Here is a 20,314-nt window from a genome sequence, read left to right as displayed (position 1 = left end):
GTACGGGCCTCAGGTCGGACCCGCGCCGCCCATCCAAGCGAACCGGCCTCCCGCCACCCGGCAGCCGGGCCGAGTCCACACGGATGATCCGGCCTGATCCGGCCTGATCCGACCTGATCCGATCTGGTCCGGCCCCATCCGCCGGACACCGCCTAGTGGCACAGGGCGACGATGGACGGGGAGACCGTGCCCTTGGCCGCCTCGCACAGGGGCGCCATGTCGTACGTGCGCGGCGGCGCGGGCCGGGGTTTCGGCTGTACGGGCTGACGTTTGCGGGGCCCCGGCGCCGGGGCGGGGCGCACGGGCCGCGCCGGCCGGACCGGCGCGAGACGGCGGGTCCGGGGCCGCTCCGGCCGGCTCTCCTCGGCCTGCGCCGGGGCCGGGGCCGGCGCGGGAGGCTCCGGCGCAGGCACCGACGGGGTTTCCGAGGCCGGCAGCCACCCAAACGGCAGGGCTTCGACCGCCGCCGCCGGGCCTCTGCCCGCCGTCCGGTCGGAGGCCGGAGTCGTACGGGCCGCCTCCGCGGGCCGCTCCGGCCGTACGGTCACACACCCGGCGGTCAGTGCCACCGCGGCGAGGATCAGGGGCAGGGGCAGAGCCACCCGGCGCAACTGCATCCGCCCACCCTGCCGTACGACAGCCGCCGGAACCTACGCACCGTCACACACACGAGTGACGGCACGCCGGGCGGGAATCAGGGGCGGCCCTGCGCGGCCAGGCGGAGCAGCTGTTCCAGTGGTCCCCGGCGCAGCGGGCTGTCCGCCCAGAGGCGTTGCCAGGCCCAGGCCGCCGCCAGCGCCACGCCCGCGAAACCCGCCAGCGCGCCCCAGGACGCGGCCCCGTGGGCCGGTCCGGCCAGCACCAGCGCATGCAGGACGTAGGCGCTGAGCGCCATCGTCCCGAGCGCGGTCAGCGGCCGCAGCAGCCGCGCCCCGGCCCGGCCGCGCGCGGCGAGTACGAAGAGCCCGATGAGCGCGCAGCCCACCCCCGCGTTGCCGATCGTCTCCAGGGGGGTCTGGCTGTACGGGTCCGCCATCAGCAGCCAGTCCCACGAGGTGCTCGGCACGGCGCCGAACTGCCCCCGCAGCACCTCCCGTACGGGATCGGCCGCACCCAGGGCCTCCGGATGGCGGGTCGCGATCACGTCGAGCAGCCGCTCCCGACCGCCGAGGACATGGGTGGCCACCCAGGCGGAGCCGTAGCCCGCGGCCGCGGCGGCCGCGCCCCACACCGCCATCCGCCGGGCGGCCCGGCGCTCGCGCAGATCGCACAGCCGGCCGAGGGCCAGTCCGACCAGGACGTACGGGAAGTAGGTGGCCAGTGGATACGCGCCCGTGAGCAGCAGCTCGCACAGCGTCCGGCCCAGCCCGTCCCAGCCGGTCAGGGCGGTGAGTTCGGGGACCGCGCCGCGCCCGGAGGACTCGTACCCGAACACCGGGCCGAGCAGGAACGAGAGCAGTGGACCCGCCACCACGAAGACCCCGGCCACGGCGGTGAGCACCGGGGTGGTCAGCCGGGTGAAGGGCTCGGCGGCGAGGAAGTAGACGGCGAAGAAGGCCAGGATGACGAGGATCCCGGGCCGGAGCGAGGCCAGCAGCAGGCCCAGCCCGGCCAGGACCGCGCAGCGGATCAGCAGCGGGCGGTAGCGCCGCGCCCGGCCGGACGGCTGTTCCGCGGGGGTGCGGCCGCGCTGGGCGAGGGCGAGCGAGAACCCGGCGAGGAGGGTGAACAGCGCCGGCGCCCTCCCGTCGGCCGCGACGATCAGGTACCCGGCGCCCTCGGGCCGCGGGCCGGGGCCGACATGCACGGCGAACATGCCGAGGACGGCCACACCGCGGACGGCGTCGACGACGGCAAGCCTGCCGCTGCCGCTGCCGCTGCCGCTGCCGCTCGTCCTCGTCACCCGCACGTGATGCTGTCGCGCGGTGTGTAGCGGGTCCTCATCGTCTCCCGCTCGACCTCCTGGCCGCCCTGCACGAACACGCGGTCGACGGCGACGTCGAAGCCCTCCAGCGGGGACTGCGGTTCGCACTTGGGTCCGCTGTCGGTGCGGGTCGCCGGCTGCTTGACGTTTGTCCGGGGGCCCTGGGTCGCGCGTATCTCCTCGTACTTCTTCGTGCCGAGGAAGGTGATGGTGATGGACGTGTCGGTCGCCTCCGCCTGGATGTAGAGGGCCTTGCCCGAGTCGTTGGCGAAGCGCAGGTCGAGGCTGCCCCAGGCGACGGTGGCCTCGCGGCCTTCGGGGTAGCGCTCGATGTAGAAGGAGTGGGCCCCGTACTCGACGGGCTTGACGCCCGCGAAGAACATCGCGTTGAAGACGGTGGTCGCGACGGCCGAGACCCCGCCTCCGGAGGCCTTCTCGTACTGGCCGTTGTTGATGATCAGGCCGTCGACGAAGCCGTTCTCCTTCGTGCGTTCTCCGACGGTCCGGTTGAAGCTCCACGTCTCGTCCGGCAGCACCAGCGATCCGTCGATCAGCTCCGCCGCCCGCCCGATGTTGGTCGTCCGGTACGCGGCGGGCTCGAAGCGGACGGTGAAGGAGGACACCTTCTCCTTGACGCCGAGCTGTTGGACCGTGTCCGGGGTGAGCTTGGGCTGGACGGCCTCGGTGGCGACCTCGCCGGTACGGGCGGCCGCGCCGCTCCCGGTCAGCAGCGGCGGCACGGCCGCGCTCAGGGCCTGCTCGGTGATCTGCCGGCCCGCACGCCCCTCTGCGGCGACGGCGACCCGCCCCGAGCCTTCGAGCCGGAGCTTCGCCTCGGCCGGGCGGGGGACGGCCTGGCGCAGCGGATCGGCGAAGGCCGGATCGGCCAGCAGGGCCTTGGCGTCGAGGGCGGGGGCGAGGCGGCCGCTGCCGTCGTCCTTCAGGGAGAGGTGGCGGGCGAGGACGGCAGGGCTGATCGGTATGCGCTTGCCGTCGGCGGTGAGCGTGACGGGGGCCGATACCGCGGGCTCGGCGAGCTCCTTCAGGGCCCGGTCGGTCTCCTGCTGTCCGATGCGGGGTTCCGTCCGGCGGACCGGCAGTTCCAGCGGGTCGCCGCCGCCGCCGGTACGGGGGTAGGCCTCGCGCAGGGCGCCCAGGGAACGGTCCACGTCGAGGGCCGTGCCGGTGACCGGAGGCACCGGCTTGGCCTTGCCCTTCTCGAAGGTGACGGTGCCTTCGCGGACCTCCTGCCCCGCCTTCCTGCCGATCCCGTCGAGGGCGGCGCGGGCCGTCTTCTCGTCGAGGCGGACCACCGGGCGGACAGTGGGGTCGCCGGAGGAGAAGAGCCGGCCGATCACGCTGACCGGGTCGGAGCCGGAGCGGGCGGCCCGGTCGACGGTGGCGGCGGTGTCCAACGACAGTCCGAGCGCGGCCGGTTCGGCCTGCTCGGTGCGGTCGCCGATGCGCAGCCCGAGCGGGGCCGCGGCGGCCGGGCCGAGTTCCCGGTCCAGGCGCCGGCCGGCCTCGGCCCGGCTGAGCCCGCCTATGTCGACTCCGCGGACTTTGGTACCGGACGCGATGTCCTGGCCGGCCAGGAGCAGACCGGCGGCGTACAGCCCGCCGAAGCCGAGGGCCGCGGCCCCGCCGGCCACGCCCGCGACGGCAGGCGCGCTCCGCCGCCGGGCGGGGGCGGCCCTGTTGGCCGCATCCGCGCCCGTGTCCGTACGGGAAGCGCGTCGCATACCGCTGTCTCTCCTCGGTCCGGTGACGTGGTCGGACCGGCGGTTTTCATGCGGCCGGTCCGCGAGACGAACGTACCAACGAGGACGTAACAAGGTAATAAGGAGGTATAGGGACGGCAAAGGTGTGGTCAGCGGCCGGGGTGGTGCAACCGGCGTAACCCCCGGGCCGTACGGGCTGTTGCACAGGACGAGGGTCCATCCACGGTGAACGGAGTGCCGATGCCGCAGCTGACCGACGAGGCCTTGACCGAAGACGAGGGCGGCGGGCGCAGCACGTGGATGACCCCGCAGGAGTACGGGGCTTCGCGGGCCGCGCTCTGGACCGGCGCGGTCGTCCTGGTCACCGACACCGACGGCCGGGTCCTGGTCCAGAGTGTCGACTACCGCCCCGACCGGCTGCTGCCCGGCGGCGCAGTGGACGCGGGCGAGGCCCCGGCCGCCGCCGCGGCCCGGGAGGTGCGGGAGGAACTCGGCGTCGACGGCCGCTACCCGCGCGGGCTCGCGGTGGACTGGATCCCGGCCGACACCCCCGGAATCCCGCCCGAGATGGGGTTCCCGGGGGAGATCCTGCACGTGTACGACGGCGGGACCTGGACGCCGGACCGGATCGAGGGGATCCGACTCCCGGCCCAGGAGATCACCGGCATCCACTTCGCCGAACCGGCCGACCTGCCCGCCCTGATGGACCCGGGCGACGCCCGCCGCGCCCTGTCGGCGCTGCGCGCCCGCATCAACGGCGGCGGCCCGGCCCTGCTGGAGGACGGCCACCCCACCCTGCCGACCGCCCTGGACCGGCTCGGCGTCCTGCGCACCCGCCGCACCCCGCTCCACGGCACCTGGCACACCGGCCCGGTGCCGGCCGGGGTGCCCGTACGGGAGCCCGCGGCCTGGCTGTTCGCCCCCGACGGGCGGGTCCTGCTCCTGATCTCCCGCGCCACCGGCGGCGCCCACCTCCCGCCCCCGACGGCGGACTCCACCCCGCTCGGCCACCGCCACGCCGACGGGGCGGCCCATCCCCGGACGGTGGGCCGCCTTCCCTCCCCGCCCCCGGCCGAGGACCCGGCGTACGCCCGCCTGCTGGCCACCCCCGAACAGGTTCGCGAACTCTCCGACTGGGGCCCGGCCGGCCACGCCGAACTCGCCGCGGTCCACGAAGCCCGCACCCGCCTCTCCCTCCCACCCCCGCCCCGCACCCCCCTCACCGAACTCCCCCCGGAGGCCACCCACGGATGACCGCACGGGGCGGCGCTGTCAGTGGCGCCTCGTAGCGTGACGGTCATGGCCCGTACCGGGCCGCCCAGTTGCCCGGCTGGTGCGGGAATGCGCTCCTCGGCGCGGCCGAGGTCCGCCGGACGTTGCCGCGCGTGGAGCGGGGCTCTGCGCGGTCGCGCTGCACGTCTGCTGACCGGGCTGCCGCAGGCCGGTTGCCGGGGGCGGGTTGGGGTACCCCTGGGCATCGGGTGTTCAGCGGGGTCGTGTGGAATGTGTGTATGGGGAGAAGTGAGAACCACATACGGGCCGAGGTCACGGTCACCGCGCCCGAGCACTGGCGTTACGGGCGCCACCTCGAGGCCCTGGCCGCCGCGGCCGCCGGAGTGGGCGAGGCCGGCGCCGTGGCCGCCGTGCTGCGCGATCGCGACCCGGTGATGGCCGAGAGCGCGGTGGTCACCCACCTCGACCGCCGCGCCGCCCAGCTGATGACCGACCCGCGGTTCCCCGGCTGGGCCCGCGCCATGGGCACGGCGATCGGCGCCCGCGCCTTCCCGGCCCGCCGGCTCCGCGAGTGGACCCTGCTCAAGGCGATCACCGACGGCGCCCCGTGGTCCGCGGCCGAGCTCACCGCGGCCTCCGACTGGTGCCAGCGCACCGCCGCCCAGTCGCTGAGCTCGTACGAGGCCCTCGACCTGCTCGCCGCCACGGCCCGCTCCCACCGCGTGCGCAGCGCCGCCGCCGCGCGCCTGCGCCGCCGGAACGTCACGGGCTGAGCCCGGCGGACGCCGGCGGGAAGCCCGGCCGGAAGCCCCACGGGAAGAAAGGGCCAATAAGGAGCAAGACGGGAAAACGGCGGCAACGGTTCTATCCGCTCCGCACAAGAGTCTCGTCACACAGCCGTTCGGGGGTTTAAGGTCTGCCTACCTGGCCGGGTATCAGCGTTGATTCCGATGCCGTTCCACTGGAGGCTGCTCTCCGTGTCGCACGTTTCCCAAGCTCCCGTCACCACCCCCGACGGCGAGCCGGCCCCGCCCGCACCCACCGCGTACGACCAGGTCAACGGTTGGTTCTCGGGCTATGACCAGGTGCTCTTCGACTGGTTCCTGACCCGCCGCAGCGGCGCGGAGGAGAAGCCGGGCGATCTTCTCGAACTCGGCGCGTTCATGGGGAAGAGCGCGATCTTCCTCGGGGGGTACCTGCGGGAGGGCGAGGAGTTCACCGTCTGCGACCTCTTCGACTCGCCCGCGCCGGACGACTCCAATCTCGCCGAGATGCAGGACTCGTACCCCACGCTGACCCGCCGCGGCTTCGAGACGAACTACCTGGCCTTCCGCGAGGCGCTCCCCACGATCATCCAGGCGCCGACCTTCGTCGTCGCCGACCGGGTGCGCGCGGCGAGCTGCCGGTTCATCCACATCGACGCCTCGCACCTCTACGAGCACGTCGTCCAGGACATCGCGTCCTCGCGCGTCGTGGCGGCCCCGGGAGCGGTCGTCGTCTTCGACGACTACCGCTCCGAACACTGCCCCGGCGTGGCCGCCGCGGTCTGGGGCGCGGTGGCCACCGGCGAGCTGCACCTCATCTGCGTCTCGGCGTCGAAGCTGTACGCGACCTGGGACGACGCGGCGCCGTATCAGGCGGAGCTGCTCACCTGGCTGGACGGCCGCAGGGACCTGTGGCACGGGGTGGACCTCGTGGCCGGCCAGTCGCTGGTCCGCATAGGTGACGAGGGGGCCGTCCCGCCGGCGCCCCCGCAGCCGCTGCGTCCGGAGCCCGAGCCCGTCGCGGAGCCCGTGCGGCAGCCGGCGCACCAGCCCGGACCCCGCCCGCGGGCCGGCACCACCTGGCGCAGGCTGGCCAAGGACCTGCTCCCGCCGGTGGTCACCCGCGCGATCGTGTCCTGGCGGCGGCGCCGCCGCTGACCTGCCGCCCGCGCCCGCATCCGGGTCATGCGGTCATGCGCGTCTCGCACGTTGTGCACGTACGGTGCCGGTCCCCTCGTCGGGGGCCGGCACCGGCACGTCGGTACCGCGTCAGCTGCCCTTGCGGACCCGGGCCGCGCGGCGCGCCTCGGCGAGCTTCCGGGCCTCCGAGGTCTTGCGGGACTCCTTGCCCACCCCCGGCCGGCCCGGACGCGTGCCGATCCCGCGGAAGCCGAGGTCCGATCCCGAGGGCCGGCCCTTGGCGTCGGTCGGCTCGGCGCCCGCCAGCGGCACCCCGGACGGGGCCTTGGCCCCGGTGATCCGGCTCAGCGCGGCCTCGCCGGAGCGGACCTGGGTGGTGGTCGGCCGGATCTTGGCCTCGGCCATCAGCCGGACCATGTCCCGGCGCTGGTTCGGGGTGACCAGCGTGACGACCTTGCCGGACTCGCCCGCGCGGGCGGTACGGCCGCCCCGGTGCAGGTAGTCCTTGTGGTCGGCCGGCGGGTCCACGTTCACGACGAGGTCCAGGTCGTCGATGTGGATGCCGCGTGCGGCGACGTTCGTGGCGACGAGGACCGTGACGGCCCCGGTCTTGAACTGCCCGAGCGTGCGCGTGCGCTGCGGCTGCGACTTGCCGCTGTGCAGCCCCTCCGCCCGTACGCCCATGGCCCGCAGGTGCTTCACGAACTGGTCCACGCCGTGCTTGGTGTCCAGGAACATCAGCACCCGGCCCTCGCGCGCCGCGATCTCGGTGGCGGCCGAGTACTTGTCGGCGGAGTGGATGTGCAGCACGTGGTGGTCCATCGTGCTGACCGAGGCCGCCGACGGGTCCACGGAGTGGGAGACCGGGTCCTTCAGGTAGCTGCGGACGAGCTGGTCGACATTGCGGTCCAGGGTGGCCGAGAACAGCATCCGCTGCCCGGCGTGGTGCACCTGGTCCAGGATCTCGGTGACCTGCGGCATGAAGCCCATGTCGCACATCTGGTCGGCCTCGTCGAGGACGGTGATCTTCACCCGCTCCAGGTGGACGTCGCGCCGCCCGACCAGGTCGCTGAGGCGCCCGGGGGTGGCCACGACGACCTCGGCGCCGGTGCGCAGCGCGCTCACCTGCTTGCCGATCGACAGTCCGCCGACCACCGTGGCCATCCGCAGGTCCAGGGCCTGCGCGTACGGAGTCAGCGCCTCGGTCACCTGCTGCGCCAGCTCGCGCGTCGGTACGAGGACGAGGGCCAGCGGGCGCTTCGGATCGGCCTGCTGGCCCGCGGTGCGCGCCAGCAGGGCCAGGCCGAACGCCAGGGTCTTGCCGGAGCCGGTCCGGCCGCGGCCGAGGATGTCCCGGCCGGCCAGGGAGTTGGGGAGCGTGGCCGCCTGGATGGGGAACGGCTGCGTCACCCCCAGGTCGGTCATCGTCGTCACCAGCTCACGGGGCAGGTCGAGCTCGGAGAAGGCCTCCACCGGCGGCAGCGCCGGCTCGACCGTCTTCGGCATCGCGAACTCGCCCTTCAGGGGGGCGGTCCGGGGGGTCTTGCCGCCCGACTTCCCACCGCCCTTGGGGCCTGCCTTGGCTCCGGCCTTGATGCCGAAGCGCCCGTGAACCGACGGGTTCTTCATGCAGAACCTTCCGTGAGACGTGAAAAGTCGAATTTTACCACCGGGGCCGCGGCGCCACGGGGGCGCTACGGCGTCGCGCGGGAGCGCTACGGCGCCGCGGGGCCGAGCCGTCCGCTCCGCACCTCGGCGAGATGGGCCGTCATCTCGACCGTCGCCCGCGCGAACCAGTCGGCGATGACGGCGATCTCGTCGGGGGAGTACTCGGCGAACACCGCGCCGAGCCGGGCGTAGAAGGGCTCGTACACGGCGAAGACGCGGGCCGCGGCCTCCGGGTCGGCCACCACGCGAACCCGGCGCCGGTCCTCGGGATCCGGCTGCCGGCGGGCGTATCCGGCCCGCTCCAGGCGGTTGAGCACGCCGGTCACGGCGCCCGTGGTCAGGTTCGTCAGCTCCGCGAGGTCGCCGGCGCCCAGCGGGTCGTCCCCGGCTCCCAGGATGTGGCCCAGGCAGGTCAGGTCGGTGAGGTTCAGCCCGAGCAGCTGCGCGACTTCCTGCTGGCCGATGAGGCCCAGCGCGACGTACCGGTCCATGCGCGACAGCGCCTCCTGGGCCGTGGCCGCGGGGCGGGACTTGCCCTGCACGCAGATACTCCTTAGTGTCTAAGTAACTTAGCTCGTGAGATGCTTATCTTGCTCACTAAGGCATCTCGCCCTTCGAGCCTACTGCCGCCCGTCCGTCTGGGGAGAATCATGAGCGCACACGGAGACGTCGACATGGGTCACACGGTCGCCGGCTGGACCGGCACCGCCCTGGCCCTGCTGGGCAGTACCGGAGTCGGGGCCGCCCTGTGCGCGGCCTGGACCACCGGGATCTGGCTCGGCCTCGGCCTGGTCGTCGTGGCCGGAGCCGTCACCTGGGTCCTGCACCTCTCCGGCTGGGGCAAGCCCAGCGGTCCCCGCCCCCGAGCCGAATGGGACTGGCGTACCAGGGACGCCGTCGCGCTGTCCGGGCACGCGCACTGCCTGGGCTGCCGGGCCGGCGGACCGCGCCGCGCCGCGACGGCGGCTCCGCGGACACGGCCCGCCGAGTTGGCCGGTCGGTAATTCGAACCGTCCCCGATCGGCCGCGCCTGAGGTGTGGCGGGTGTGACGTGCGGGCAGGATGGAACCGGCTGCACCGCACGTGCGGCCCGCGTGGAACGTTGAGAAGGATCAGTACTGATGGCAACAGGCATCGTGAAGTGGTTCAACTCGGAGAAGGGGTTCGGCTTCATCCAGCAGGACGACGGCGGCCCCGACGTGTTCGTGCACTTCTCCGCCATCCAGAGCACCGGCTTCAAGGAGCTGCAGGAAGGCGCGAAGGTCGTGTTCGACGTCACTCAGGGCCCCAAGGGCCCGCAGGCGGAGAACGTGGTTCCTACTGGGTGACGCCGCTTCACGAGCCCAGCCCGTGACATGAGCCCCGCCGGTCGGTCCGGCGGGGCTCATGGCTTTCGCGGAGGCCGTTACGGGGCGGGAGGCCGGGAGCCCGCGCGGTGCAGGGCCAGCAGCAGCGGCCAGAGGTGGTCCGCCAGCTCCACGGGGGAGCCCGGGACGCTGTCGTGCAGCCAGTCGGCGAGGATCCCGGTGAACGCGGCGGCCACCGCCGAGGCCACCAGGTCGGCGTGCGGGGCGCCGGCCGCCGCGCGCTCGGCGCGGGCCCGGGCGCGCAGCTCCCGGTGGAGCCGCTCGCCGAGCGGGCCGCCGCCGCCCGGCAGGAGCAGGGTGCGGTACAGGGCCGCGTGCGCGGCGGCGTCGGCGAGGAAGCCGGCCAGCGCGGCCGGGGGCCGGGCCGGGGCGTGCGCCCCGGGCTCCGTCTGCCAGGCGTGCAGGGCGTCGACCGCCGCGTGCACGACATCGGCGCAGGCATCGACGGCCAGCGCCGGGAGGTCCTCGTAGTGCAGGTAGAACGTGGCGCGGCCGACCCCGGCCCGGCGGACCACCGCCGAGACGCTGACCTCCCCGAGCGGCCGGTCCGCGCACTCGGCGAGGAGGCTCTCGCGCAGCCGGGCCTTGGTGCGGGCGGTGCGCGGGTCCTCGGGGCTCACGCGGCCAGCAGTGCCGCGCCCAGGGCGAGGGCGCCGGGCAGGGCCTGGGCGACGAGGATGCGGCGGTTGGCGGTCGCGCCCCCGTACAGCCCGGCGACGATCACGCAGACGAGGAAGAAGATCTGTGTGGCGAGCGAGTCGATGACCAGCGACCACACCAGGCCGGCGGCCAGGAAGCCGTTGTAGAGGCCCTGGTTGGCGGCGAGCGGCGCGGTGCGGCGGGCGAGGTCCTCGTCGAAGCCCGACAGGGCCCGGCCGGGCGGCCGCTGCCACAGGAACATCTCCAGGACCAGGAAGTACACGTGCAGGGCGGCGACGACACCTATGAGGACCTGAGCGACCGTGTGCACGGCCACCTCCGTTTCGAGGGCTGCTGGAGCAGCGTCGGCGGGCAACTTCCTGGACAACTGTACAGGAAGTCGCAGACCGGGCCGCCGGGCGGCCGGGCGGCCGGTCGCGGCCCGGCCGACCGGCCGGCGGCCGTGCGTTCACCCGATCGCGCGCGGCTACGCTGGCCGCATGACCCCGCTCGTCTATTCGGACTTCGGCACCGGCCGCCACCGCGAGAGCTCGCTCATCCGCCACGCCCTCGGGAGCGTGCACGACGAGGTGCTGATCGCCGGCCTCGCGGGCGGGATCGGCTTCATGTACTTCGTCTTCGAGTACGCCGGCCACCTGCCGATGCCGACGATCGTCGCCCAGGCCCACCCCCAGCCCTGGGTGCAGACGGCTCTGGGCCGGCTGAACGTCCCGTACGAGGCCACGCGCAGCGCCAAACCCCGCTGGGGCAGGGTGTGCGCGGCCCTGGACGACGGCCGTCCGGTGTTCTGCACCGTCGACCGGTCCCGGCTGCCCTGGCATCAGGGCGTCCCGGAGACGGCCGGCGCGGATCCGTACACGGTGGTCGTCGCGGGGTACGAGGGCGCCGAGGGCGAGACCCTCTACGTCGAGGACGGCGCCGAGGCCCCGTACCGGATCGGCCGGGAGGAGTTCGGCGCCGCCTGGACGGGGCACCGCAAGGGCCACCACCAGATGGTGGTGCCCACCGGGCCGGCCACCGCCGGGCCGGACCTCGACGAGGCCGTCGCCACCACCGCCGCCCGGCTCACCGGGCCGGTCCTGGGCAACCAGTTCGACGTCAACTTCGGCTTCTCCGGCATGGCGAAGCTCGCCGCGCAGCTGCGCGACACCAGCACCAGGACGGGCTGGGAGCGCCGGTTCGCCAGCCCGGCGGCCTTCCGGGTGGGCACCGGGCGGCTGTACGCCTGCCTGGAGGAGGAGTGGACCGCCCCCGGTGCCACCCGGCCGCTGTACGCCGACTTCCTCGACCTCGCCGGGCGGCCCGAGGCGGCCTCGCTCCTGCGGGATTCCGCCGGGCACTGGTCGCGGCTGGCGGCCTTGGCCCGTACGGCCGAGCCGGACTTCGACGCCGCCGCGCGGCGGGCCCTGTTCGACGAATGCGCCGAACTCGTGGACCGCTCGCTGGAGCTGGAGCGCCGGGCCGTCGCCCTGCTCTGAGCCGTACGGGGCCGTGCGGCGGGGATGCCGCGCCTACCCGCTCACTCCTCCTTGATGCTGATGGCGGCCACCGGGCAGGCGCGGGCGGCCTCGCGCAGCAGCGGGCTGCCGTTGCCGTCCTCCCGGCCCGGGAGCACCTGGCTGAACCCGTCGTCGTCCTGGGTGAACACGTCGGGCGCGGTCAGGGCGCACTGCCCGGCGCCGATGCAGATGTCCGTGTTGATGTCGATGCGCTGTGGCGACATGTCCCTCACCATGCCACGGGGAGTTCGATCATGCCCTGAATGGTGTCGCCGGGCCGGAACGGGATCCGGTCCGGCTCGGCCGCCAGCCGGAGCCCGGGCAGGCGCGCGAACAGCGTCCCCAGTGCGATCTCCATCTCGGCGCGGGCCAGGTTCTGCCCGAGGCACTGGTGGACGCCGAAGCCGAACGCGACGTGGTGCCGGGCGGACCGGTGCCAGTCCAGCGCGTCCGGCTGCTCGAACACCGCCGCGTCCCGGTTGATGACGGAGGTGGAGAAGATCACCCCGTCGTCCGGACGGATCGTCACCCCGCCGATCTCGATGTCCTCGGTGGCCACCCGCAGCATTCCGTCCGCGATGGACAGGAAGCGCATCAGCTCCTCCACGGCCACCGAGATCAGCGACGGGTCGGCGCGCAGCTCGGCCAGCTGCTCCGGATGCCGCAGCAGGGTGAACGTACCGAGCGAGATCATGTTCGCGGTGGTCTCGTGGCCGGCGACCAGCAGGATCGCGGCCAGCGAGACCAGCTCGTCGACGTCGGTCTCACCGGTCTCCAGGCGGGTCGCGACGAGCTCGTCCAGCAGCCCGTCGCCCGGGTCGGTCCGTTTGCGCTCGATCAGGTCGGCCAGGTAGCCGTTGATCTGGTCCCGCGCGGCCTCCACGTCGGCGAGCTCGGGCCCGCGCAGGAGCCTTCGCGACGCGCCCTCGAAGAACTCGTGGTCCTCGTACGGGACTCCGAGCAGGGCGCAGATCACCATCGAGGGGACGGGCAGGGCGAAGTCGCTCACCAGCTCGGCCGACGGGCCCCTGGCGACCATCTCGTCGATCAGCCGGTCCACGGTCTCCTGGATGGCGGGCCGCAGGGCCGCGGTCCGCTTCAGGGTGAAGCTCGGGATGAGCATGCGGCGCTGGACGTTGTGCTCGGGGTCGTCGACGCCGAGCAGTGCCGTACGGCGGTTCTGGAGCCCCTTGAACCGCTTGGTGGGAGTGGGGAAGGCCTCGTTCTGCCGGTCGGCGGAGAGCCGTCCGTCGGAGAGCAGGGCGCGCGCCTCGGCGTGCCCGGTGACCACCCAGACCGAGCGGCCGTCGAAGAGGGTGACCCGGGAGAGCGGCCTGCCCTCGCGGAGCGGGTCGTACGCGGTCGGCGGGTGGTAGGGGCAGGTTCGGTCCTGGGGAAAGGCAACGGTCTCTGACATGCAGCACCTCGTAAGCATGGTTCCGTGGGTCCGTATCGCCGGAATCCATTACATGCCCTAGGCACCTATCTGACCTATGCCACTTTCGGCCAGATAGCCCTCTTTGGCCCGCCCGGCCGAGCGGCCGCCGGGACGCTCAGAGATGGGCGTCCAGGAAGGCCCGGAGCTCGGCGCGGCTCATCGCCCCGGCGTGGCTCGCGACGGCCTCGCCGCCCTCGACGAGGACGACGGTGGGGGCCCCGGTCACGGCGAAGCGCCTGGTCGGCTCCGGGCAGCGGGTCATGTCGGTGCGGACGGCCGTCAGGCGCGTGCCGTACTCCTCGGCCGCCTCGGACACGAGCGCGTCCATCGCGCGGCAGGCCTCCACGGCCTTGGGCCAGCTCCCGATGAAGTAGGCGAGAACCGGCCCCTCGGTCATGCCGAGGATGAAGTCGAACTCCTGGTTCTCCAGCGGCTGGTGTACCCGACGTGCCATGGGCGGTGCTCCTGCTTCGTGTGCCGAGTGGTGCATGGGCGGGCCCCCATCATCGCCGCCGGGTCCGTCCGGCCTGAATTCCCGTCCGGAATGGGTGTTTCCGCCAAGGGTCCGGGGTGTTTGCCGGGGATTGCGGGTGGGCCTCTCGGCCGATGCTCCAGGGCGGTTTTCGCGGGGTGGGGCAGATGCGGTACTTCATGTATGTTGCGCACGGCATTTTCGCCACAAGGGGGCTGATCACCTTGCATCTGCGGGGTAGTTGATCGGCGTGTCGGGAGGGGTCGTCCATGGAACGTCGCAGGAACCTTCGGAGAGCGGGCCTCGCGCTCGCGGCGGGCGCGCTGTTCCTCGCGGGCTGCGGGACGCCGGCGGCGGAGGGGAAGGACGGCAAGGGCGGGAAGGACGCGAAGGCGGATCCGGCGGCCTCGGTCTCCGCCTCCGCGGGCACCTCCGCCGGCGCGTCGGCGGGCGCGTCGGCGAATGCCTCCGCCGCCCCGCTGAAGCCCGGCGAGGTACGGGTCGGCGGCGCGGTCGGCAAGCCCTACACCCTCACCCTCGCCGACCTGCGCAAGCTGCCCCAGAGGTCGGCGCCGGTGAAGTTCACCAGCGCCAAGGGCGATCAGGAGCACACGTACGCGGGCGTGCCGCTGTACGAGGTGCTGAAGACGGCGGAGCCGCGCTTCGACCAGACCAAGAAGAACGGCCAGCTGCGCGGGGTGGTCGCCGCGACCGGGGGCGGCGACTACCGCGCCGTCTTCGCCTGGGCCGAACTCGACCCCGGGTTCGCCAAGAGCCAGATCCTGCTCGCGGTCTCCGAGGACGGCGTGCCGTTCGACGACGCGGCGGGACCGCGGCTGGTCGTACCGCAGGACACCAAGGGCGGCCGGTACGTGTCCGAGCTGAACCAGCTGTGGGTCGGGGTCGTCGACCCGGTGGTCGACGGGACGAAGTGACGGTGGAGGCCGACGAGTCGGGCGAGGCCGGTGGCGGATCTTCCGGGGTCGCCCGCCGGGCCCTGCTCGGGGCCGGCGGGCTGGCCGCCCTGGCCGCGGGCGGCGCCGTACTGACGACCTCCGGGGCCGCCGGCGCCCGGACCGGGGAGCGGAGGCCGGGCGCCGTCATCCCCTTCCACGGCCCGCACCAGGCCGGGATCCTGACCAGGCGCCAGCCGTACGCGCATCTCGCCGCCCTCGACCTGGAGCCCGACGCGGATCGGGCCCGGGCGGCCTCCCTGCTGCGCACCTGGACCGAGGCGGCGGCCCGGATGAGCGTCGGCGAGCCGCCGGCCGGTGCCGGGAGCGATACGGGCGTCGCCCTCGGCGCCGGCCCCGCCTCGCTCACCGCCACCTTCGGTTTCGGGGCGGGCCTCTTCGACCGGCTCGCACTCACCGCGGCCCGGCCGCAGGCCCTCGCCCCGCTGCCCGCCTTCAACGACGACCGGCTCGATCCGGCCCGTTCCGGCGGCGACCTGTTCGTGCAGATCGGCGCGGACGACCCGTTCGTCGCCGTGCACGCCCTGCGCACCCTCCAGCGGCTGGCCCGGGGCGCGGCGCGGACCCGCTGGGTGATGTCCGGCTTCACCCGGCCGCCCGGAGCCTCGGCTTCCGCAGCCGAGTCCGGTACCCACCGGAACCTGATGGGCCAGCTCGACGGCACCGCCAACCCGGCCCCTGCCGAGGACCCCGCCCAGCGGGCTCTGATCCTGGCGACCGGCCCGGACGCGCCCGCCTGGCTGGCCGGGGGCTCGTACGTGGTCGTACGCCGGATCCGGATGCTCCTCGACACCTGGGAGGGGCTGCCCGTCCACCACCGCGAGGAGGCCGTGGGGCGGCACGTGGCCGACGGGGCCCCGCTGACCGGCGGCACCGAGCGCACCCCGGTCGACCTGGCCGCCGCGCGGCCGGACGGGATCCCCGTCATCGCGACCAACGCCCACATCCGGCTGGCCGCGCCGCGCAGCAACGCCGGCGCGACGATGCTGAGGCGCGGATGGTCGTACTACGACGGCCTGCGCCCCGACGGCACACCGGACGCAGGGCTGCTGTTCGTCGCCTGGCAGGCGGATCCCCGTACGGGCTTCGTCCCCGTCCAGCAGCGGCTGGCCCGGGGCGACGCCCTCGCGCGGTACACCGAGCACGAGGCCTCCGCCCTGTTCGCCGTACCGGGCGGGGCCGCGCCGGGGGAGTACGTCGGGCAGCGGCTCCTCGAAGGCTGAGGACCGGCGCCCCGGGGCCCGTTGTCAGTGGTGGCTGTGAAGCTGGTCGCATGGACGACAGGATGCTCGGGCGCCGGGTCTACGGCGCCGACCACGACGACCCCGACCCCGGCCCGCGCCCCGGCCACGTCTACGGCGAACTCGTGGGCGGCCCGCTGGACGGGCTCCTCCTGGACATCACGGACTGGAGCCCGCGCCACCTCGCCGAAGAGGCCCGGCTCCCCACCGAGATAGGGCGCTACGGAGCCGGTGGCCGCGCCCACTACCGCCGCCGCGCGGCCGATCCGGACCACTGGGACTGGTCGGGCGACAGCCGCTGATCCGGGCGGGTGAGGAACGTCAGCCGGCGGCGCCGGCGCCCCGGCTCACGTTCCGGGCCCACAGGACCAGCGGGATCTGCAGTGGCAGCCGGGCGAGCGTCGCGGCCTGGACGGCGGGGGAGCGGCGGCCCGCGTCGACGGCCATCTTCACGTTCGCGGGGAACACCCCGACGAAGAACGCCGCCGCGGCCAGCGCCGCCACCCGGCGGGTCCGCGGATGGGCGATACCGGCGGCCAGCGCCAGCTCGGCCGCGCCGCTCGCGTACGTCCACTGCCGGGCGGTGCCGGGCAGGGCGCTGGGGACGATCGCGTCGAACTGCTTGGGCGCGAGCGCGTGCGCGACGCCCGCGGTCGCCAGCAGGCCGGCGAGGAGCAGAGGGGAGGAAGGAGTGCGCGGCATCGGAAGGTCCTCTCGGAGGGGCCGGAGCCCGCGATCCTACTCGCGGGTAGGGCTTTTCGGCCTGGAAGATTCTTTTTGAAGAAATCTCCGGGGAGCTGTCGATCCGGGCGTCTCCCGTTCGACGAAGCAGTGAGAGGCGGGGAAAGCCCCCGCCCGTCCGACCGAGGAGCCACCATGCCGCGCTTCCTTTCCCTGATCCGCATCGACGAGCAGGCCCTTCCCGCCACCACCGAGTTCCCGCCGGAGTTCGGGGAGCGCATGGGCGCGCTGATGGAGGAGATCACCAAGGCCGGGGTCATGCTCGACACCGCCGGGCTGCTGCCCACCTCCGAGGGGACCCGGGTGACCTGGTCCGGCGGCAAGCTGAGCTACACCGACGGGCCCTTCACCGAGACCAAGGAGGTCGTCGGCGGCTACGCCCTCCTCCAGGCCAAGGACAAGGCCGAGGCGCTGGAGTGGACCAAGCGGTTCCTGGAGATCCACCCCGAGGAGTGGACGGTCGGCGCCGAGCTGCGCCAGATCGACGGGAGCTGACCGCGCCACGACCGCGCCACGACCGCGCCACGACCGCGCCACGGCGGCGCCGCGCGCCGCGCCGAGCGCCGCGCCGCGTTTGCCCTGCCTCGTCACGGCTGCTCTGATGGGTGGCCGTGACGGCAGTGAGTGCGACCCAGGCGGTCGAAACGGTGTTCCGGATCGAGTCGGCGCGGATCATCGCCGGTGTCGCGCGCATCGTGCGCGACGTCGGCATCGCCGAGGAGATCGCCCAGGACGCGCTGGTCGCCGCCCTGGAACAGTGGCCGGAGTCGGGTGTCCCGGACAAGCCGGGCGCCTGGCTCATGGCCACGGCCAAACACCGCGCGATCGACCTCGTGCGCCGCAAGGAGACCTACGCCCGCAAGCTCGCCGAGGTCGGCCGGACCCTGGAGGACGTACCGCCGCCCGCCGAGCCGGCGGCCCCGGACGACATCGACGACGACCTGCTGCGGCTGATCTTCACCGCCTGCCACCCCGTCCTGGCCACCGAGGCGCGGATCGCGCTCACCCTGCGGCTGATGGGCGGGCTGACCACCCAGGAGATCGCCCGCGCCTTCCTCACCTCTGAGCCCACCGTCGCCCAGCGCATCGTCCGGGCGAAGCGGGCCCTGGCCAAGGCGGGGGTTCCCTTCGAAGTTCCGTACGGAGCCGACCGCGAGGAGCGGCTCGCCTCGGTCCTGGAGGTCATCTACCTGATCTTCAACGAGGGCTACTCGGCGACCGCCGGTGACGACCTCGTGCGCCCCGCCCTGTGCGAGGACGCCCTGCGGCTGGCCCGGGTACTGGCCGGCCTGATGCCCAAGGAGCCCGAGGTGCACGGGCTGGCGGCGCTGCTGGAGTTCCAGGCCTCCCGGATCTCCGCCCGTACCGGCCCCGACGGCGAGCCGGTGCTGCTCGCCGACCAGAACCGGTCCAAGTGGAACCGGCTGCTGATCCGCCGGGGCGCCCTGGCCATGCAGCACGCCGGGAGCGGTCCGTACTCCGTGCAGGCAGCGATCGCCGGCTGCCACGCGGAGGCCGTGCGCTACGAGGACACGGACTGGGTGACGATCGCCACGCTCTACGGACGGCTCGTCGAGCTGGTCCCCTCACCGGTCGTGGAACTCAACCGGGCGGTCGCCGTCTCGATGGCCGAGAGCCCGGAAGCCGCGCTCCCGCTGGTCGACGCCCTGGCCGGGGAGCCGGCCCTGCGCACCTACCACCTGCTGCCGAGCGTACGGGGCGACCTGCTGGAGCGGCTGGGCCGCAGGGAGGAGGCCCGGGCGGAGTTCGAACGCGCCGCCTCGCTCACGCACAACGCACGGGAACGGGCCCTGCTGCTGGGGCGTGCCGCCCGCGCGTGAACACGGGCGGCCGGCGTCGTCAGGAGCGGCGGGTGTACGGGGCTTACGGGGCCGTGTCGTTCGGGAGCGCAGCCGCGCCGACCGGGGCCGCCGCGCCGAGCGCCGCGCCGACGGGGCGGCGCGGAGCGGTCAGCGCGACCGGGCGGCGGAACGAGCCGTGCCGGGCGATCTCCCGGACCGTCGCGCGCAGCGCCTCCTGGAAGTCGTCCATGGTGCGGCGCGCGGCGGCGGTGTCCACGTAGATCGAGTTCATGTGCAGCCCGTCGGCGTCCCGCTGGAACCAGGAGCAGGCACCGTTGGCCCGCGCCGACCACACGTGCGAGGTCGGCCGCCAGTCCTCGTGCCGTTCGGCGCCGGGACACTTGCGGACGTCGATGTAAGAGAAGAAGTTCACGGGGTAGGGCCAGGAGCGGGCGGCGAACTCGGCGGGCGCCAGCAGCTGCCAGGCCCGTACGAACGGCACGTCGATGTGCTCCATCATCTCGCCGAAACCGGCCCTGACCGCCGCCATGACCTGGGCGAAGTCCCGGCCCGGCGAGGCATCGAACTCGATGGGCATGGTGTTGACGAACCAGCCCACCGAGTTGGCCCATCCGGCCCGGCCGCGCTCGCTGACCGGCATGAAGCCCCGGTACACGCCCGGCCCGCCGGCCTCGCGCAGACAGACCGCTACGGCCGCCAGGACCCCCATGAACGGCTTGCCGTCCACCGCACGGCAGGCCTTCTCGAACACCTCGGCCTCGCCCGCGTCCAGCAGCGGCGAGGCCTCGTTGACGATCGGGTACATCCGGTCCGGCTCCACGCCGAGTTCGAGCGGGAACCGGGGGAAGAACTCGCCGCCGCCGCGCGCCATGAACGACTTCCAGTAGCCGAGGCGTTCGTCGTCGGCGGCGATGGAGAGGTAGCGGCGCCGCTGCTCCTCGGCGAAGTCCAGGTAGCTCGGCGCGGGCGGCAGATCGATCTCCTCGCCGCGGCACAGCGCCTCGTACGCGTTCTGCACCTCGTGGACGACGATCGGCATCGACAGGCCGTCGCAGACGATGTGGTCGAAGGCCAGGTAGACGGTCGCGGAGTCCTCGCGCAGGACGGCGCCCATGGTGAACAGCGGCCAGGACAGCGTGTCGATGCTGCGCTTGAACCGGTCGGCGAGGAAGCCGCGCAGGGCCTCGGAGGAGTCGAAGTCGGCCACGGGCACGGTGTCGAGGGCGAGTTCGGCGGCGGCGATCGGCTCGCACGCCAACTCGCCCGCCAGACGCCGGAATTCGCACCGCAGCACCTCGTGCCGGCGTACGAAGGCCAGCAGGGCCCGGGTCAGGGCGTGCTCCACCAGCGCGCCCTTGACCTCGAAGGTGACCGCGATCCAGGACGCGACGGGATCGTCGGCGCCGCGGCTTTCCTCGGCGACGGTGAAGTGCTTGTCCTGGTTGAACGAAGCCCTCCTGCCCGCCGTGTCACCCGGCGTGTCACTCGCCGTGTCACCCGGCGCGTCGCCCGTGCCGCCGGTGTCCGCCGGCGCCCCGGCCGTGGACCGCATCCGCCACTCGACGACCCGTCCGGGTGCCATCTGGTGCATCTCCAGAGGAAACTGCCGCATTCCGTCATCCCTTCGCCCCCAGAGTCAACCCCGAGGC

General features: G+C 73.8%; 23 protein-coding genes. 11 read left to right on the top strand and 12 right to left on the bottom strand.

The window, feature by feature from the left end:
• Positions 1–152: 152 nt before the first annotated feature.
• From ACIQU4_RS21585 to ACIQU4_RS21575, 3 genes are all read right to left on the bottom strand, one after another.
• Positions 153–617 carry a hypothetical protein gene (locus ACIQU4_RS21585; protein ID WP_403732984.1) on the bottom strand — a complete coding sequence of 155 codons (465 nt, stop codon included), beginning with the start codon at positions 615–617 and terminating at the stop codon, positions 153–155.
• Between the two features lie 77 nt (positions 618–694).
• A complete protein-coding gene (locus ACIQU4_RS21580) occupies positions 695–1,903 on the bottom strand; it encodes a DUF418 domain-containing protein (RefSeq protein ID WP_403732981.1) in 1,209 nt (402 codons plus the stop codon).
• Positions 1,900–3,666: a VanW family protein gene (locus ACIQU4_RS21575; protein WP_403732978.1), complete on the bottom strand. Its 1,767-nt coding sequence runs from the start codon at positions 3,664–3,666 to the stop codon at positions 1,900–1,902. Before ACIQU4_RS21575 ends, ACIQU4_RS21580 begins: the two co-directional genes overlap by 4 nt.
• A gap of 219 nt (positions 3,667–3,885) precedes the next feature.
• On the opposite strand from ACIQU4_RS21575, the gene ACIQU4_RS21570 reads away from it, so the two are divergent.
• The 3 genes from ACIQU4_RS21570 to ACIQU4_RS21560 all read left to right on the top strand — a co-directional run bounded on the left by ACIQU4_RS21570 (position 3,886) and on the right by ACIQU4_RS21560 (position 6,800).
• Positions 3,886–4,899 carry an NUDIX domain-containing protein gene (locus ACIQU4_RS21570; RefSeq protein WP_403732974.1) on the top strand — a complete coding sequence of 338 codons (1,014 nt, stop codon included), beginning with the start codon at positions 3,886–3,888 and terminating at the stop codon, positions 4,897–4,899.
• Positions 4,900–5,156: 257 nt separating this feature from the next.
• Positions 5,157–5,651, top strand: a complete 495-nt coding sequence (locus ACIQU4_RS21565) for a hypothetical protein (protein ID WP_403732971.1) — start codon at positions 5,157–5,159, stop codon at positions 5,649–5,651.
• 204 nt (positions 5,652–5,855) lie between these two features.
• Positions 5,856–6,800: a class I SAM-dependent methyltransferase gene (locus ACIQU4_RS21560; protein ID WP_403732968.1), complete on the top strand. Its 945-nt coding sequence runs from the start codon at positions 5,856–5,858 to the stop codon at positions 6,798–6,800.
• Between the two features lie 111 nt (positions 6,801–6,911).
• Here the strand turns inward: ACIQU4_RS21560 and ACIQU4_RS21555 are convergent, their stop codons facing one another.
• Both ACIQU4_RS21555 and ACIQU4_RS21550 read right to left on the bottom strand, forming a co-directional pair.
• On the bottom strand, positions 6,912–8,411 hold the full coding sequence (locus ACIQU4_RS21555; RefSeq protein WP_403732965.1) for a DEAD/DEAH box helicase: 1,500 nt from the start codon (positions 8,409–8,411) through the stop codon (positions 6,912–6,914).
• A gap of 86 nt (positions 8,412–8,497) precedes the next feature.
• Entirely contained in the window at positions 8,498–8,992 is a 495-nt protein-coding gene (locus tag ACIQU4_RS21550) for a MarR family transcriptional regulator (RefSeq protein ID WP_403732963.1), read from the bottom strand.
• 108 nt (positions 8,993–9,100) lie between these two features.
• On the opposite strand from ACIQU4_RS21550, the gene ACIQU4_RS21545 reads away from it, so the two are divergent.
• Complete coding sequence (locus ACIQU4_RS21545; protein ID WP_403732960.1) at positions 9,101–9,454, top strand: HGxxPAAW family protein; 354 nt, start codon at positions 9,101–9,103, stop codon at positions 9,452–9,454.
• A 117-nt stretch (positions 9,455–9,571) separates the two neighbouring features.
• Positions 9,572–9,778, top strand: a complete 207-nt coding sequence (locus ACIQU4_RS21540; RefSeq protein WP_385587748.1) for a cold-shock protein — start codon at positions 9,572–9,574, stop codon at positions 9,776–9,778.
• 77 nt (positions 9,779–9,855) lie between these two features.
• Here ACIQU4_RS21540 and ACIQU4_RS21535 read toward each other — a convergent pair whose 3' ends face one another.
• Positions 9,856–10,437, bottom strand: coding sequence for a TetR/AcrR family transcriptional regulator (locus tag ACIQU4_RS21535; RefSeq protein ID WP_403732956.1), 582 nt, complete (start codon positions 10,435–10,437; stop codon positions 9,856–9,858).
• Positions 10,434–10,787: a DUF1304 domain-containing protein gene (locus ACIQU4_RS21530; RefSeq protein ID WP_053688530.1), complete on the bottom strand. Its 354-nt coding sequence runs from the start codon at positions 10,785–10,787 to the stop codon at positions 10,434–10,436. The genes ACIQU4_RS21535 and ACIQU4_RS21530 overlap by 4 nt, the downstream gene beginning before the upstream one ends.
• A gap of 169 nt (positions 10,788–10,956) precedes the next feature.
• On the opposite strand from ACIQU4_RS21530, the gene ACIQU4_RS21525 reads away from it, so the two are divergent.
• Positions 10,957–11,955, top strand: coding sequence for a BtrH N-terminal domain-containing protein (locus ACIQU4_RS21525; protein WP_403732954.1), 999 nt, complete (start codon positions 10,957–10,959; stop codon positions 11,953–11,955).
• 41 nt (positions 11,956–11,996) lie between these two features.
• On the opposite strand, the gene ACIQU4_RS21520 is transcribed toward ACIQU4_RS21525, so the two are convergent.
• The 3 genes from ACIQU4_RS21520 to ACIQU4_RS21510 all read right to left on the bottom strand — a co-directional run bounded on the left by ACIQU4_RS21520 (position 11,997) and on the right by ACIQU4_RS21510 (position 13,868).
• Positions 11,997–12,200 (bottom strand): ferredoxin, encoded by a 204-nt coding sequence (locus ACIQU4_RS21520; RefSeq protein ID WP_134068070.1) that lies wholly within the window; start codon positions 12,198–12,200, stop codon positions 11,997–11,999.
• 5 nt (positions 12,201–12,205) lie between these two features.
• Positions 12,206–13,393 carry a cytochrome P450 gene (locus tag ACIQU4_RS21515; RefSeq protein WP_403732951.1) on the bottom strand — a complete coding sequence of 396 codons (1,188 nt, stop codon included), beginning with the start codon at positions 13,391–13,393 and terminating at the stop codon, positions 12,206–12,208.
• A 136-nt stretch (positions 13,394–13,529) separates the two neighbouring features.
• On the bottom strand, positions 13,530–13,868 hold the full coding sequence (locus ACIQU4_RS21510) for a thioredoxin family protein (protein WP_403732948.1): 339 nt from the start codon (positions 13,866–13,868) through the stop codon (positions 13,530–13,532).
• 287 nt (positions 13,869–14,155) lie between these two features.
• Between ACIQU4_RS21510 and ACIQU4_RS21505 the strand changes: the two genes are divergently transcribed.
• The 3 genes from ACIQU4_RS21505 to ACIQU4_RS21495 are packed head-to-tail and all read left to right on the top strand — an operon-like array spanning position 14,156 to position 16,403.
• Complete coding sequence (locus ACIQU4_RS21505) at positions 14,156–14,821, top strand: molybdopterin-dependent oxidoreductase (RefSeq protein WP_403732945.1); 666 nt, start codon at positions 14,156–14,158, stop codon at positions 14,819–14,821.
• Between the two features lie 2 nt (positions 14,822–14,823).
• Positions 14,824–16,083, top strand: a complete 1,260-nt coding sequence (locus ACIQU4_RS21500) for a Dyp-type peroxidase (protein ID WP_403732943.1) — start codon at positions 14,824–14,826, stop codon at positions 16,081–16,083.
• A gap of 50 nt (positions 16,084–16,133) precedes the next feature.
• Positions 16,134–16,403, top strand: coding sequence for a hypothetical protein (locus ACIQU4_RS21495; protein WP_403732940.1), 270 nt, complete (start codon positions 16,134–16,136; stop codon positions 16,401–16,403).
• 19 nt (positions 16,404–16,422) lie between these two features.
• Here the strand turns inward: ACIQU4_RS21495 and ACIQU4_RS21490 are convergent, their stop codons facing one another.
• Entirely contained in the window at positions 16,423–16,803 is a 381-nt protein-coding gene (locus ACIQU4_RS21490) for a hypothetical protein (RefSeq protein WP_403732937.1), read from the bottom strand.
• 174 nt (positions 16,804–16,977) lie between these two features.
• Here ACIQU4_RS21490 and ACIQU4_RS21485 point away from each other — a divergent pair, with 174 nt between their 5' ends.
• Positions 16,978–17,337 (top strand): YciI family protein, encoded by a 360-nt coding sequence (locus ACIQU4_RS21485; RefSeq protein ID WP_403732934.1) that lies wholly within the window; start codon positions 16,978–16,980, stop codon positions 17,335–17,337.
• Positions 17,338–17,462: 125 nt separating this feature from the next.
• Positions 17,463–18,683, top strand: coding sequence for an RNA polymerase sigma factor (locus ACIQU4_RS21480; protein ID WP_403732931.1), 1,221 nt, complete (start codon positions 17,463–17,465; stop codon positions 18,681–18,683).
• A 43-nt stretch (positions 18,684–18,726) separates the two neighbouring features.
• Here ACIQU4_RS21480 and ACIQU4_RS21475 read toward each other — a convergent pair whose 3' ends face one another.
• Complete coding sequence (locus ACIQU4_RS21475) at positions 18,727–20,277, bottom strand: condensation domain-containing protein (protein WP_403732927.1); 1,551 nt, start codon at positions 20,275–20,277, stop codon at positions 18,727–18,729.
• Between the last annotated feature and the right edge of the window lie 37 nt (positions 20,278–20,314).

The sequence above is a fragment of the Streptomyces sp. NPDC090741 genome (genome assembly GCF_044769045.1).
Taxonomy (GTDB): domain Bacteria; phylum Actinomycetota; class Actinomycetes; order Streptomycetales; family Streptomycetaceae; genus Streptomyces.
The sequence above is the reverse complement of the archived record's forward strand: the minus strand, read 5'-3'. Positions and strand labels throughout refer to the sequence as shown.